We start from the raw sequence: 12,894 nt of genomic DNA on the forward strand, positions 1-12,894 counted from the left end.
CTGATTGGGATGAACAGAAATTTCATCCCAAATGAAAAAAAAGCGTGAAGAGCCATGGTCTCTTCACGCTTTTACGCGTTGTAAACGATTATTTGTTTACAACTTCTTTTCCTTTATACGTTCCGCACTCTTTACAAACACGGTGTGCCAATTTCATTTCACCACAGTTTGGGCATGCTACCATACCAGGTACACGTAGTTTGAAGTGTGTACGACGTTGTCTTTTTGCTGTTTTAGAAGTTCTTCTAAAAGGTACTGCCATTCTTCCCACCTCCTTAAAAGAGATTCATACTCATTATGAAGCCAGTCGGACTGGTACTTCGCTTTTAAGAGTTCTTGTTTTGATCAAGAAGTTTTGCTAAGTCAGCGAGTCGGGGATCTACTTTCTTCTCTTCCTCTTCTTCGACTTGATAAGCTTGTTCTTCTGTCATCACTTCCCAGTTCTTACCAGAAGGCATCTCATCTTGTTCTCTCGCTTCATCACTGATCACTTGCATCGGAATCTCAAGTAACAGCAATTCTCTGATAGCCGGTTTTAAATCAATAACATCACCTTGTATACGATGTACTTCCTCTTCCTCATACTGATCATAATCAGCCTCATTTAGAAGATACGTCTCAATCGTATGAATGTCAACTGGTAAATCAACATCCACAAGGGTTCTTGAGCAAGGTAATACTAACTTCCCTTCTATATGAAGATGGAAAGTGACACGGTTTGAACCGATATCTGCCTTTCCAGACACCCGGATAGGAGAGACTTCTATAATTTGGGGATCCACTTCTTTCAGTTCATCCAAATTAATCGTTTCGTCTATGGAAAGTCCCTTGTCTCTAAATTTTTGTAATTGTATTATCGACCATTTCAATGTTATCACCTCAAGGCAACAAAAGTAATTATAGCTTTCATAATACCGTTTGTCAATATTTTTTCTTTACACTCTTTACAACCATAGTGTAGTAATTATAACGTTTTAATATAAGGTCTTTCAAATATTTTGTTACATTCGGTATGATTCTTCCAAAAAAGCGGAGTATTTAGTTCATTTCCTTATATAATGAACATCAGAGGCACGTATGAAGATTAGAAAGGATGTGGGAATTTATGAAAGCGACAGGTGTGGTAGTAGAATATAATCCCTTTCATAATGGGCATTTACATCATTTAAGGAAGACAAGGATAGTATCCGGTTCTGATATCGTGGTGGCAGTGATGAGTGGTCACTTCCTTCAACGGGGGGAACCGGCACTCGTTTCCAAGTGGTCACGCACCAAGATGGCTTTGGATGCCGGGGTGGACGTAGTGATCGAACTTCCGTATAGCTTTGCGACACAGCATGCTGAAATATTTTCAAAAGGGGCCATTACACTACTTGACAGGATTGGGTGTGAGAGCTTTTGTTTTGGTAGTGAAGATGGGGATATTCACACCTTTAACAATACGATTCAATTTATCCATTCCAATCAAGAGCAATATGATAAGTACATACGGGACTTTATTCAGGAAGGGATGAGCTACCCTTCTGCACTTGCAGGCGCATATCAAAGATTAGAGAAGAAAGGTTCACTGATCGATTTAAGTAAGCCTAATAATATTCTGGGATTCCATTATGTAGAGGCTAGAAATCGACTCTCCTCATCCTTGAAGGCATATACCATTACACGTGAATCGGCCGGGTACCATGATGAACATTTCGCATCACCATCAATCGCCAGTGCGACCAGCATCCGAAAAAGTATATTCAGCGACGGTGAAAATCACGCAATCAATTCTTATCTACCTGACAGTTCCGTCCAAGAACTTTATAGGTACAAAGAAGAGTATGGGGGTTTCCATAGGTGGGAGAATTACTGGAACCTTCTGCAATACAAAATCCTCTCTTCTTCAAAAGCCGAGCTTCAGGATATTTATGAAGTAGAAGAAGGGATCGAAAATCGAATGGTAGAATACGCCAAATCCTCTATGTCATTTGAAGACTTCATGACAAATCTAAAGACGAAGCGCTACACATGGACACGACTACAAAGAATGCTACTACACATACTGACCGATACACATAAAGAGGACATGAAGAAGAGGCATGCCACCCCCGAGTATATCCGCCTGTTGGGGATGAATAAGAAAGGCAGGGAATTCATCCGTCAACAGAAAAAGAATTTATCTCTCCCTCTGATCAGCAAACTTTCAAGCGCCGATCAACAATCCATAAGATTGGATGTCAAGGCAGCAGAGGTTTATTCATTGGGCCTCCAGAGTCGTTCCGCAAGAAAAAAACTCCTACATCAGGAGTGGTCTCAACCACCAGTCATGATGTAGCCAACCAGGTTTATTTACGCGAAAGAGACTGCCCAAGGATGGCAGTCTCTTTCATTATTTATCGATTGTTTCCAGGAAGGCAATGGCCTCCTCAAATGATCTGACCGGAACCACTTTCATATCTGTTCCAATATCTTCTGCGGTCCTTTTGGCAGCAATATAGTTTGATTCAAGATCAGGATATTTTTCCTTCATATCTTTCGTGATCGTTTCATCAGGGGCAAGGAAATATTCCGCTCCAGCTTTGTCAGCGGCGATTATCTTTTGTTCGATGCCTCCGATTCGCCCGACTTCCCCATCCTCAGAAATAGTCCCGGTGCCTGCAATTCTATGGCCTTTAGCCAGATCATCCTCCGTTAGCTGGTCATAGATCTCCAAACTGAACATCAAACCGGCAGATGGACCTCCTATTTCCTCAGTCTCTAGCTTTACCGGGGGATCTGTCATAATTTCTTTATCATCGCTTAACGTGATGCCGAGACCCACCTTATCAGGTACATCCGGAAATGCTTCCAATGGGATCGTTTCAATCTCTTTGCTCTTGTTACGAACGTAAGTGATTTCCACTTTATCCCCTTTCGCCTTACCGCTTACGTAGTCGATGAATTCCTGTGATGACTGAAACGATTGACCATCGATGGCTGTGATTCGGTCGCCTGGTTTCAGGACATCTTCAGCAGGCATGGAGGGATAAATATTCAGTACATAAATCCCTTTATAATTATATTTATATGGTTTTCCAGCTTTTTTATATGCTACTTCTATCGCATGGCTTTGCGAATTATTCATGAGTTGTAGTTGACGTAAATTATATTCTTCATCGCTTTCATGGGGACTTCTGATCTCGTCGACAGGAAAAATATACTCATATTTTCTTAAGCTGGCCATCAAGTAAGCATAAATATTCGCCCTTCCCATCCGTACTGTTGTCAGCATCAATTCTCCGTCATCCTGATACCCATTCTCCACATGAACAATTGGATCAAGTTCATGAGCACTTCCGGGTTTCGTCACATAATAAGGGAGGTAGTAAAAGGAACTGGCAACCATGATAATGGTCATGATGACGAGGGTTCTTATTAACGTTTTCGTTTTCATACTCTTTACTCCTTCCAATTGTCTAAAGCTTTCTGAATTGAAGGAATAACCTTCTTTGCTTCTTCTTCTCCCATATCGATGATTTCCTCAATGTTTTTAAAAGCCCTGGTGCTGTACATTTCAACATGGGGCCTGATCATGAAATCAGAAGCAAATTCCCGGTGGGCGACGATTTCTAATTGTAAGATATCGATACTTTGCATGATGACGTCATAGATGGTGGTGATTTCTGCATTTCGTTTTACGTGGGATACGTCCACTCCTATGACGATATCCGCTCCCATTTCTTTTACAACCGAGACCGGGACCCTGTCAATGACTCCTCCGTCCACCAATAAACGGCCATTTATCTTTTCAGGTACAAAAATTCCAGGGATGGCAATGCTCGCCCTGACAGCACTTGAAATGGGGCCTGTTGTGAACACGACCTTCTCACCGTTTGTTATATCCGTTGCCACCACGCTGACAGGGATATTTAAATCTTCAATATTTTTATTGTGAGTAAATAGTTGAATGAATTCTTTTATTCTTTTTCCTGAAATAAACCCCATCTTGGGCACGGTAAAGTCTAAATAATACTTCCTTCTGAAGGTGGTGGAAAGCTTGTATAAATCCTCCATCTTGTGCCCCACCCCATAGAAGCAGCCAACAAGAGCCCCCATACTGCTGCCGGCAATCATATCTATCGGTATTTTCGCTTCATCAAATGCCTTTAAAACACCTAAATGAGCAAATCCCCTTGCTCCACCCGAGCCGAGGGCTAATCCGATTTTTGGTCTATCCATGCCCTTCCCCCTTTTCCCGAGTTATCGGTATAGTCATCATATGGTCTATTTCAATTATGTATGAGTATATTGAATAATATGAGGACAAGTTGAATTAATCTCATTTTATCATTCTTTTCCCGTTTCACAAGGGATTGAAATAGAAGGAAGTATATTCTTAGGGGAGGAAATCCGGTTGTACAAATCTAAAATGAAAACCTTGGCCTTATCCATAGGCGTAACGATATTTGCAGCTTCTCTCATCCTGATGCCGGGGGAATCTCTCGAGGCATCTATCAGGGGTCTGGATATGTGGTGGGAGATCGTATTTCCATCTTTATTACCATTTTTCATTGTTTCAGAGATGTTAATCGGGTTTGGCGTTGTCCGATTCATTGGAGTCATGCTCGAACCCTTTATGAGGCCAATCTTCCGGGTTCCGGGAGTTGGTGGATTTGTGTGGGCGATGGGGATGGCATCAGGCTTTCCTGCAGGAGCTAAATTGACGGCCCGCTTGCGTCAGGAGGATCAGATTACTAAACTGGAAGGGGAAAGACTCGTTTCCTTCACGAACTCTTCCAATCCGCTTTTTATATTTGGGGCTGTTTCTGTTGGATTCTTTCAAAATGCAACCCTTGGTATTGTGTTAGCCGCGGCTCATTATATCGGGAATGTATGCGTTGGGGTCGTCATGAGGTTCTATGGAAGGAAAGAGGACCAAGAGATGACAAGGAGAAAAAAGGAGAAGAAAGGATTCATCATCAAGGAAGCCTTTTCGGCCCTTCACCAAACCAGGATAGAGGATAAACGGCCCATCGGGAAACTTCTCGGTGATGCTGTCACTTCATCCATCCAAACATTATTGATGATAGGCGGTTTCATCATCTTATTCTCAGTTATGAATAAAATGCTGTATCACCTTCACATTACGACCTTTTTTGCAGAGGGGTTATCAGCTTTATTTATTCTGTTTCAATTACCGGAACCGTTAAGCATACCTTTTATCTCAGGGCTATTTGAAATTACTTTGGGATCAAAGCTCACCAGTGGAATAACTGAGGCAACCCTGCTCCAACAGGCGATTATAACGAGTTTCATTTTGGGCTTCTCAGGATTTAGCGTTCAGGCACAGGTGGCGAGCATCCTTGCAGAGACAGATATACGGTTCAAACCTTTTTTCTATGCAAGATTTATTCACGGTCTCGCGGCATCGATGGCCACCATCCTCCTATGGAAGCCGATTTACGGAAGGTTCTCAGATGACCAGCTTTCCAATGCCATACCGGTTTTCGCCAGACATAACGACGCATTTTGGACCGACGTGCTTTATTGGTTGAAGTCAGTCGGTCCTGTCATCACAATCCTAAGCCTAATGGTATATATCATCCTATATGCAAAGAGAAGCAGTTCCTGAAGAAAATAGGGTTGGTTCCCGTTTACCATCCTTCTTGCCACCTTGAGTGAAAAATCGAGGTCCATTGCAGGAAACAACCCTGGTTCATTATTTGCTCTGATATTTTTTCTTTAACGACTCTTCCACTCTTTTAGGTACCAGTTCAGAGATATCGCCACCGTATTTGGCCACTTCTTTCACAATACTCGAACTTAAGAAAGAGTACTGGTTATTCGTCATGATAAAAAACGTCTCGATTTCATCATCAAGGACCCGGTTCATAGACGTGATCTGCATTTCATATTCAAAGTCCGAAACTGCCCGCAACCCTCTGATAATGGCTTTGGCGTTTACATTCTTTGCGTAGTCAACCAATAATCCCTGAAATGAATCGACTACCACATTAGGGATGTCCCGGGTGACTTCCCTGATTAACTCAATTCTTTCCTCAACAGAAAAAAGTGGTTTCTTTGAAGAATTATTCAATACTACTACATAGATTTGATCGAAGACCTTGGCCCCTCTAGTAATAATATCTAAATGTCCGTACGTAATAGGATCGAAGCTCCCCGGACAAACTGCTATGCTTGGCATATCCCTGCCTCCTGTCTATTAGTGACTTTCTTCATTCATTCTCGACCGAAAAAATAGAAATCCGTATGATTCCATACGTTTCTTCCCTCACCTTACTCAACCTGCCCGCAGTTTCTTCCAGAGTAATTTCAGAGCCATGCTCACACATGACGTAACCGCTTTCATTTAGAAGGTTGTGTTCATCGATGAACTCGAGGAGTTGTTGAAGCTTTTGCTGTTTATAAGGAGGATCAAGGAAAATATAATCAAAGACAATTTCTCTTTTTACGATTGCCTTTAACGCTCTTGTTGCCTCGTTACGATACACTTCACCCTGATTTAATAAATGGCAATCCTCCAGATTGGCCTTTATGGTTTGAAATGCTTTTGCGTCGCGGTCCACAAATATTACGGAATCAAGTCCGCGGCTTAACGCCTCTATTCCCAGTCCACCGCTTCCAGCAAACAAATCCAGTCCTGTCCCTCCATTGAAGTAGGGTCCTAACATATTAAATATTGACTCTTTTACCTTATCTGTTGTGGGCCTTGTCCCACTTCCGGGAACAGCCTTCAGCGGCCTGCCCTTTAACGTACCTGATATGACTCTCATAATCATCCACCATATATGTATTTTTTTCTTCACTATCCTATCATATCTCGACACATATCGCCACATTCTAAATTTGCTTGAAAAATGTATAAAATCATTATGATAGGTGATAATGAAGGTAACAGCATCCTTACTGATGTTGTTGCCAACCGCGGAGAAGACTTAAGATTCCCCATAAGTTCTTCCTCCGGTTTCTCCTCTCCCTTTGCCTTCTTTCCAGAGATGGATATAGAAGGACCCTGCAGAAAGTTCTGCAGGGCTTTTTTATGTTCATGTTGAAATTCTAATGACATCATCCTCTTCCTGCACATCCACCTTAAACAGCTTCTTCAACAAGTGAATATCTATATAAACCGGACCCCCTATCGTTTGAACCGGCTTCACTAAAGAACCGTAAATTTCTTCGTTGTATATAAAAAAGTCCTCATTTACATAGAACCTTAATGTATTCCCATTTAATGATGTAAAATATTCACCGGGTTCAACCTCTTTCATCTCGATCCCCAAATCTTTAACTGCTTCGGGGAACTGGATGAACTCGTTTTGTTTGTTTGAAACATACGATAGTTGTGTCGGTTCTTGATTAACCAAGATAGGTTTATTTCCTTTTAGGATGAAGGGCTTGTTCTCGTCCTTGTTGACATTTTCTTCAAAAAAAGTGGATGTATACCCTGTTACCCTACTGACTGCATCATCCAAGAATGCATGATCAATTGTATGATCCTTGGCGATTGTAGGATCCTTGACCATTTGTCTAAGATTCTCCCAATCGGAGAGACTTAAACCGTCTAATAACTGTTTATATGCCCAAGCAGGTTTACCAGTGGGCGGAACCTCGTTTAATAGAAGACCGACAACCAATTCCCTCAACCAGGTCTCACTGTCAAGTGAATACATTGCTTGATATAACAAACTTCGCCTAATATTATTCATATACTCTCCGCTGGATTCATCGCTCATTATGATCAGGTGAGAAGATAGGAAAGGTTTAATGTTTTTCGTTATGATGACAGTGACGAAGCCGTCATCGGGGTCGAATGAAGTCAACTGTTCTTCCAATCCGGAATGGTTCAGGTCGTTTGACATCACCCTTACAGATGAATATTCTTCTTCTTTCCATTCATCTTTTGTCCATAGTAAGGCAGAAGGTCCACCTTTACCCCTGAAGGAATAATAATCAATATAATCCAATTTCTTAAAGCTCTTTGATTGATATCCTGCTATCCATTCTCCTCTTCTAAGGCTCTTTTCCGTTAACTGGATATCGGTGCTGGTAGTTGAAACATCAGATAGCACAGGAAACCAACTCCCTAATAAGATATATCCGGATTTAGGAGATTGCTTTATCGAATAGGTTATGGTGATTTCCTGGGGAACAGGTTTAGGTGCATTTATTTGGAATTCACCGTTTTCTTTCGTTAAACAATTCTTTCCACCCTGATCCCTGCACGAGAAATTTTCTGACCCTTCAGGCCATTGAATCGTTATGGGATCAGAACTCCCTGCAGGAAACTGAATGGTTTGTTCAATCATAAATATGCCTTCATTATGAATGATGGAGTAAGATTGATCGACTTTTACAACACCTGATTCCCCGGCACTCTCAGTTGTAAAGCCCATCCATTGAAAGAAGAGAATGGATGAACTGATAAGGATCATCATTAAGCACAATGTAATTAAAAACCGTTTCATACTCTACCCCTTACCGTGTATGTTACTTAAAGAATAGCAGATTTTGAAGGGAAATGGTGATACATTTTTTTGTGAAATGATCGTATTCACCCCAATTCAAAATCCTTGCTGTCAATCAGGTGAGAAGAATTGTTCAAGAGATCCGTTACTACCGGATCCCATTTCCTTCATCAAGCAAACCATTATTCAGGAGAATATCCTGAAGTTCGTGTAAATCAGAACTACCAAACTCCTTTTTCAGTGCAATGGATAGAATTCCGTGAGCGGCCAAGGTGGAAAGGATTGCGGTGACGATAAATGAATCTCCATTTATAACCCAAGGACGATAAAAAACAATAACTATATCATGAACATCACCCCTATAAGTTATTTAAGCATCTTTACTTATAACTATATGTTTGAAATAATAAGGAATTGATTAACTAGGTAAGAAAAGGGGAATGAGAGAATGATTCAACGATTTATTGAATTAGGAGAAGGGTATTCAGATATTTACGAACTTATGGAACTTGCGAATGCGAATAAAGCACGTCTACAGCATATGCTCGCATTCCATACCGTCGTCAAAGACCGTCCTGTCACTTCAATCGCTCTTGTGATGAAACCAACAGAGGAAGGGAAATTTCAAGCCATATATATATGCAGAGAAGGGATCCCAAACCCTAATATCCAACCAAACCAGCGCTACACATTATTCGAGGAAACTGCCGCAATGCTTGATAAAGTAATTATCCAAATGGACGTGAAGCCCTCTACTCTATTTCCGGAAAACGCCCTGTATTATCAGCATTTGATAGCAATTTTACGATTAAATCATTATATCCTGCCATTACAGTAATCAAGATTGAGAAAAATGAGCAGGTTTTTGGCGGATGCGTTCTATTTATTCCTATGAAAAAAGCTGCCAAAACAACGCTCTTTGGCAGCAATCTCTAAAATCCCATTTTGTAATCATATTCCTTCGCTTTATCCGGTCGGGAATTTTCAAAAACCGACTTGATAAATGGCTTAAAGGAAGGATCTACTTTTTTCACATAAGAATACGCAGATATCCTCTCCATCACAGAGTCAATTTCATCCTGATTACAATACAGCACAACATATTTCATTTTCTTGGACACATAGTGGACATTCCCAAATCGCCTAAGGGACTTGGCATGCTTCAAACTATGTAACCAAACCACTAAACCTTGTCTTTCTGTTAACATATAGTTTCCCCTCTAGGAATCACTTTTTTATAAGTCTAGCATAATCATGCAGGGGTAAGCAATACGTAATGGTTTGAACTTTCATTAAATAGAGTGTGCAGTCATTACTGCCTATTGAAGTAAAGAACGGAGGACCGCCATGGACTTGAATGTGATATGGGACTTTTTCATTGAACATCTGAACGCGGAGGAAGGGATTGATGAGGCTTATGTGAAATGGAGCGCTGGAATCCCCTTCATCTATGTTCGATCCAAGAAAGGGAAAAGGGATATTGAGTACTCCATTAAAAAATGGTCTGCTAAGGCCATGCGGGGAAAGAGACTGCATTCTGATACCATTTTCTTCAGAGAAGAAGAATCATTATATGTCTACCGGCACCGATTCTATGTTCCCCAGGAAAAAATGTTCTGCTGCGGAAATCTCTGCGTTGATTGTGTTCGATTAAAGCAGTAGTTTTTTCATTCGTTGTAGTGAACGATTGTATTTAATCGTACTTACTTTAACCTTCCTTAACAGATGTTCAGGATCTATTTTGTTAGTCAACTACTTACTACCCTAGAGGATGAAGGGAATTGCGTAGACTCCTGCGGAAAACGGGCGTGCCGAGACCCCGGAAGCGGTTTTGCTGAGGAGGCTCAGCCGAACGTCCTTGGAAATCGAAGGCGTTCCCTTCCCCCTTCTGCACCACACCCTACATGACAGAGCATCGTAAATCTTAGTTTTTATGCAAATAGCAACATTCTTTGCGAAACCACATAAAAAGAGCAGACACGCGTGTCCGCTCTTTTTATGTGGTTTACGCCGAACAGCCACAGCTTCCGCCTGAACCGCATCCTCCCCCACAAGATCCTCCTCCGCTAAAGAAAGGATTACCTGAAGGAACCTTTACATTTTTAGATACGGAATGGCCAATCAACAAGCTTACTTGATCAAGAAGATCCTGTAACTCATTTTCAGCTCTGCGGAATTCTGCCACATTATCATCAAGGTCCATTTCTCGTTTTACTTCCCTGATTTCTTTCATGATCGTTTTGTAATCGGGATGATACCGGCCAAAACGCTGGACTTCTTCGTAACTCTCTTTCATGCGGGAAAAGGTTTGTACCTTCCGTTGAGTCTCAGAATTATTACGAAGTTTATATAAAGACTTACGATAATTTTCTGCCACATCGGATTCTAATATCCACTGAGATAATTCGTCAGCTGAATCCAATATTTCCATTCTTTCTATAGTAGCAAGCATAATGCCCACCTCCGTAACAATATTTTAACATGTTTAACGGAAGGAAGCGAATAGGCTTACTCATTTTTTAGATTGCCTCACTCATTTCTCTGCCGCCAAGTATTTCACGGCATACGCCTTTTATTGAATTGTCACATAGAACTGTTTTTTCATACCCAATGATTTGTTATTCTTTCCTACAATTTCAATATTGAGAAGATGCACACCCTTGGGCAGCCCTTTCACAACAAAGGCAGCAGTATGGTATTCCTTATACAAGTTACCAGTATTGGAACGAACGACAATTTTCCCTTTTTCCGCCCCTCTTTTTTCTGCAGTAAAGGTGACACCTGGGACAATACATTCAATATACACTTGATTTCCTTGTACCATATGTTTGACGGACATAGCCTTTTGTTCAGGATTGGCAGCTTCTACTTTCTGTGAGAAAGAGAAACTTTCCGGTTCAGGCATTTTTTCCTTACAGCCGCTTAATAAGATTACAAATCCGACGGTCATAATGATTTTTTTCATTGTCTACACCACTCCTTACCTTTAGCCTTGCCCAACCGCTTCTATTTTTACTCAAAATAATGGACGGTACGCTTTTCCTATTTTACGGCAAAAAAATAGTGCCTTAAGCATCGGCACTATTCATTGATTGAAACATACTGATCATCATGGAAGCCATCTGGACTCCATTTGAAAATTTCTGAACGCGGTGTGGAATCGTCTTCTGAAAATGATTAATGGACGCAATCTCAAATTTCTCTAATTCATTCGGATTTCGGGAAAGTGTGCGGTACCACAAGGGTTGATCCCTCAGGAATAATTTCAGATCTTCTTTGGCATAAATATATTCAATGATGTCAGGCCTCATCTTCCTTCCTCCTAATCTTTTCTGAATGAGAACGGATGCGAAGGTTTGGAGGGGGCTTCTGATTTAGTCGCTGTCCCTGATCCCCTGCTGTTACCCGATTGAAATTGACTGAGCACACCTTGAACAGCCCCAAGTGCTTCACTTAAGCTGTTAATATGTTGCTGCAGCTGATTCGCGTCCATTTTCTTAACCATTTCTCCCACTTGATCCATCCATCCCCCTTTGCTTTCAACATTTGTAGAAGGCTTTTCATTTTCTTTCACTGCTTCACTCTTATACTTATCCCATCTAGTGTCATCTTCCCCAAGCAAATACCAGTCTTCAAAGAGATCTTGCCAGTTAGCATCCCCGTTCCGGACATCTTTAACGATTTTCGGGTGCTTTTTCACAAAACCTTTAAATTGTTTGACTTTAGGGTGTAATGATTTACCCATCTTCTAAAACACCTCCATTACAGGCATATACCTATTACACTTTATGAAGAAATGAAAAGAATGGTGATACATTCCTTTTTGTAGTAATATTTACATGTATATTGGGCATTTCATTACTTAACAGTCACCTAGGCCCGTGAATACTTATAAAGGATGTATGATCATGAAAGAACAGGTAGAAAATTTATTCAATGAATGCCTTTTAAGAGCTTCTGATGAAGATCTTCGAATCATTAAGCAGCTCCTTGAAGGAGTACAACGAAAACAAAACAACAAAAATGAATCAATCATCGGTGGAATTTTCGCTATGGATAGGAAAACGGAAGACGGAAACCTCGAGGTGAGCATCCCGATCACACCGGTTATATACAATTCATTGGAGATTGTCCATGGAGGTGTGACGGCCACTTTAGTTGATACGGCTATGGGGACCTTGGCGAATATGATGCTTCCTGAAGGATATGGGGCTGTCACAACGAACCTAAACGTACATTACTTGGCGCCTGGTGTAGGGGAACGCCTATCTGCCCATGCATCAATTGTTCATCATGGAAGTAAAACGATTGTAGTGGACGGAAAAGTTGTCAGTTCAGATGGCAGGATTATAGCACACTCGACTGGTTCCTTTTTTATCTTTAAAAAGCAGAAGGAAACAATATAGAAAAAGAAAAGGTGGATTCCCTGTCAATACTGGGGAATCCA

Annotated in this window: 17 protein-coding genes; 5 read left to right on the plus strand and 12 right to left on the minus strand. The window is 41.1% G+C overall.

Going from position 1 to position 12,894, the window contains the following annotated elements; genetic code table 11:
- Window positions 1-88: 88 nt before the first annotated feature.
- Both rpmF and JI667_RS05350 read right to left on the minus strand, forming a co-directional pair.
- The gene (gene rpmF, locus JI667_RS05345; RefSeq protein ID WP_044337494.1) at window positions 89-262 is read right to left on the minus strand and encodes a 50S ribosomal protein L32; all 174 of its coding nucleotides are present in this window, start codon (window positions 260-262) and stop codon (window positions 89-91) included.
- Window positions 263-326: 64 nt separating this feature from the next.
- Window positions 327-869 carry a YceD family protein gene (locus JI667_RS05350; protein WP_206851033.1) on the minus strand — a complete coding sequence of 181 codons (543 nt, stop codon included), beginning with the start codon at window positions 867-869 and terminating at the stop codon, window positions 327-329.
- Between the two features lie 236 nt (window positions 870-1,105).
- Here JI667_RS05350 and JI667_RS05355 point away from each other — a divergent pair, with 236 nt between their 5' ends.
- A complete protein-coding gene (locus tag JI667_RS05355) occupies window positions 1,106-2,317 on the plus strand; it encodes a nucleotidyltransferase (RefSeq protein WP_206851034.1) in 1,212 nt (403 codons plus the stop codon).
- A 54-nt stretch (window positions 2,318-2,371) separates the two neighbouring features.
- Here the strand turns inward: JI667_RS05355 and JI667_RS05360 are convergent, their stop codons facing one another.
- Window positions 2,372-3,415 carry a SepM family pheromone-processing serine protease gene (locus JI667_RS05360; protein ID WP_206851035.1) on the minus strand — a complete coding sequence of 348 codons (1,044 nt, stop codon included), beginning with the start codon at window positions 3,413-3,415 and terminating at the stop codon, window positions 2,372-2,374.
- A gap of 5 nt (window positions 3,416-3,420) precedes the next feature.
- On the minus strand, window positions 3,421-4,200 hold the full coding sequence (locus tag JI667_RS05365) for a patatin-like phospholipase family protein (protein WP_206851036.1): 780 nt from the start codon (window positions 4,198-4,200) through the stop codon (window positions 3,421-3,423).
- Between the two features lie 175 nt (window positions 4,201-4,375).
- Here JI667_RS05365 and ylbJ point away from each other — a divergent pair, with 175 nt between their 5' ends.
- Window positions 4,376-5,593 (plus strand): sporulation integral membrane protein YlbJ, encoded by a 1,218-nt coding sequence (gene ylbJ / locus JI667_RS05370; RefSeq protein WP_244668202.1) that lies wholly within the window; start codon window positions 4,376-4,378, stop codon window positions 5,591-5,593.
- 87 nt (window positions 5,594-5,680) lie between these two features.
- On the opposite strand, the gene coaD is transcribed toward ylbJ, so the two are convergent.
- The 3 genes from coaD to JI667_RS05385 form a co-directional block, all read right to left on the minus strand.
- Window positions 5,681-6,166, minus strand: a complete 486-nt coding sequence (gene coaD, locus JI667_RS05375) for a pantetheine-phosphate adenylyltransferase (RefSeq protein WP_206851037.1) — start codon at window positions 6,164-6,166, stop codon at window positions 5,681-5,683.
- A 31-nt stretch (window positions 6,167-6,197) separates the two neighbouring features.
- Window positions 6,198-6,755 carry a 16S rRNA (guanine(966)-N(2))-methyltransferase RsmD gene (gene rsmD / locus JI667_RS05380; protein WP_206851038.1) on the minus strand — a complete coding sequence of 186 codons (558 nt, stop codon included), beginning with the start codon at window positions 6,753-6,755 and terminating at the stop codon, window positions 6,198-6,200.
- A 270-nt stretch (window positions 6,756-7,025) separates the two neighbouring features.
- The gene (locus tag JI667_RS05385; RefSeq protein WP_206851039.1) at window positions 7,026-8,447 is read right to left on the minus strand and encodes a hypothetical protein; all 1,422 of its coding nucleotides are present in this window, start codon (window positions 8,445-8,447) and stop codon (window positions 7,026-7,028) included.
- A 448-nt stretch (window positions 8,448-8,895) separates the two neighbouring features.
- Here JI667_RS05385 and JI667_RS05390 point away from each other — a divergent pair, with 448 nt between their 5' ends.
- Window positions 8,896-9,285 (plus strand): DUF7147 family protein, encoded by a 390-nt coding sequence (locus JI667_RS05390; RefSeq protein WP_206851040.1) that lies wholly within the window; start codon window positions 8,896-8,898, stop codon window positions 9,283-9,285.
- Between the two features lie 94 nt (window positions 9,286-9,379).
- Here the strand turns inward: JI667_RS05390 and JI667_RS05395 are convergent, their stop codons facing one another.
- Window positions 9,380-9,655: a YlbG family protein gene (locus tag JI667_RS05395; RefSeq protein WP_206851041.1), complete on the minus strand. Its 276-nt coding sequence runs from the start codon at window positions 9,653-9,655 to the stop codon at window positions 9,380-9,382.
- 139 nt (window positions 9,656-9,794) lie between these two features.
- Between JI667_RS05395 and JI667_RS05400 the strand changes: the two genes are divergently transcribed.
- A complete protein-coding gene (locus tag JI667_RS05400; protein ID WP_206851042.1) occupies window positions 9,795-10,109 on the plus strand; it encodes a hypothetical protein in 315 nt (104 codons plus the stop codon).
- Between the two features lie 343 nt (window positions 10,110-10,452).
- Here the strand turns inward: JI667_RS05400 and JI667_RS05405 are convergent, their stop codons facing one another.
- From JI667_RS05405 to JI667_RS05420, 4 genes are all read right to left on the minus strand, one after another.
- Window positions 10,453-10,899 (minus strand): YlbF family regulator, encoded by a 447-nt coding sequence (locus JI667_RS05405; RefSeq protein WP_206851043.1) that lies wholly within the window; start codon window positions 10,897-10,899, stop codon window positions 10,453-10,455.
- A gap of 120 nt (window positions 10,900-11,019) precedes the next feature.
- Window positions 11,020-11,412, minus strand: coding sequence for a hypothetical protein (locus JI667_RS05410; protein ID WP_206851044.1), 393 nt, complete (start codon window positions 11,410-11,412; stop codon window positions 11,020-11,022).
- Window positions 11,413-11,515: 103 nt separating this feature from the next.
- The gene (locus JI667_RS05415; RefSeq protein ID WP_206851045.1) at window positions 11,516-11,758 is read right to left on the minus strand and encodes a YlbE-like family protein; all 243 of its coding nucleotides are present in this window, start codon (window positions 11,756-11,758) and stop codon (window positions 11,516-11,518) included.
- Window positions 11,759-11,769: 11 nt separating this feature from the next.
- Window positions 11,770-12,192: a YlbD family protein gene (locus tag JI667_RS05420; RefSeq protein ID WP_206851046.1), complete on the minus strand. Its 423-nt coding sequence runs from the start codon at window positions 12,190-12,192 to the stop codon at window positions 11,770-11,772.
- Between the two features lie 163 nt (window positions 12,193-12,355).
- Here JI667_RS05420 and JI667_RS05425 point away from each other — a divergent pair, with 163 nt between their 5' ends.
- Window positions 12,356-12,853, plus strand: a complete 498-nt coding sequence (locus JI667_RS05425) for a PaaI family thioesterase (RefSeq protein WP_206851047.1) — start codon at window positions 12,356-12,358, stop codon at window positions 12,851-12,853.
- The last annotated feature ends 41 nt before the right edge of the window (window positions 12,854-12,894 follow it).

The sequence above is a fragment of the Bacillus sp. NTK074B genome (assembly GCF_017303375.1).
Taxonomy (GTDB): domain Bacteria; phylum Bacillota; class Bacilli; order Bacillales; family Bacillaceae_B; genus Rossellomorea.

Bases quoted from the DNA above. Each gene is read 5' to 3' on its own strand.
- rpmF (WP_044337494.1), bottom strand. From the start codon at position 262: ATGGCAGTACCTTTTAGAAGAACTTCTAAAACAGCAAAAAGACAACGT.
- JI667_RS05355 (WP_206851034.1), top strand. From the start codon at position 1,106: ATGAAAGCGACAGGTGTGGTAGTAGAATATAATCCCTTTCATAATGGG.
- JI667_RS05360 (WP_206851035.1), bottom strand. From the start codon at position 3,415: ATGAAAACGAAAACGTTAATAAGAACCCTCGTCATCATGACCATTATC.
- JI667_RS05365 (WP_206851036.1), bottom strand. From the start codon at position 4,200: ATGGATAGACCAAAAATCGGATTAGCCCTCGGCTCGGGTGGAGCAAGG.
- coaD (WP_206851037.1), bottom strand. From the start codon at position 6,166: ATGCCAAGCATAGCAGTTTGTCCGGGGAGCTTCGATCCTATTACGTAC.
- rsmD (WP_206851038.1), bottom strand. From the start codon at position 6,755: ATGAGAGTCATATCAGGTACGTTAAAGGGCAGGCCGCTGAAGGCTGTT.
- JI667_RS05385 (WP_206851039.1), bottom strand. From the start codon at position 8,447: ATGAAACGGTTTTTAATTACATTGTGCTTAATGATGATCCTTATCAGT.
- JI667_RS05390 (WP_206851040.1), top strand. From the start codon at position 8,896: ATGATTCAACGATTTATTGAATTAGGAGAAGGGTATTCAGATATTTAC.
- JI667_RS05395 (WP_206851041.1), bottom strand. From the start codon at position 9,655: ATGTTAACAGAAAGACAAGGTTTAGTGGTTTGGTTACATAGTTTGAAG.
- JI667_RS05400 (WP_206851042.1), top strand. From the start codon at position 9,795: ATGGACTTGAATGTGATATGGGACTTTTTCATTGAACATCTGAACGCG.
- JI667_RS05405 (WP_206851043.1), bottom strand. From the start codon at position 10,899: ATGCTTGCTACTATAGAAAGAATGGAAATATTGGATTCAGCTGACGAA.
- JI667_RS05410 (WP_206851044.1), bottom strand. From the start codon at position 11,412: ATGAAAAAAATCATTATGACCGTCGGATTTGTAATCTTATTAAGCGGC.
- JI667_RS05415 (WP_206851045.1), bottom strand. From the start codon at position 11,758: ATGAGGCCTGACATCATTGAATATATTTATGCCAAAGAAGATCTGAAA.
- JI667_RS05420 (WP_206851046.1), bottom strand. From the start codon at position 12,192: ATGGGTAAATCATTACACCCTAAAGTCAAACAATTTAAAGGTTTTGTG.
- JI667_RS05425 (WP_206851047.1), top strand. From the start codon at position 12,356: ATGAAAGAACAGGTAGAAAATTTATTCAATGAATGCCTTTTAAGAGCT.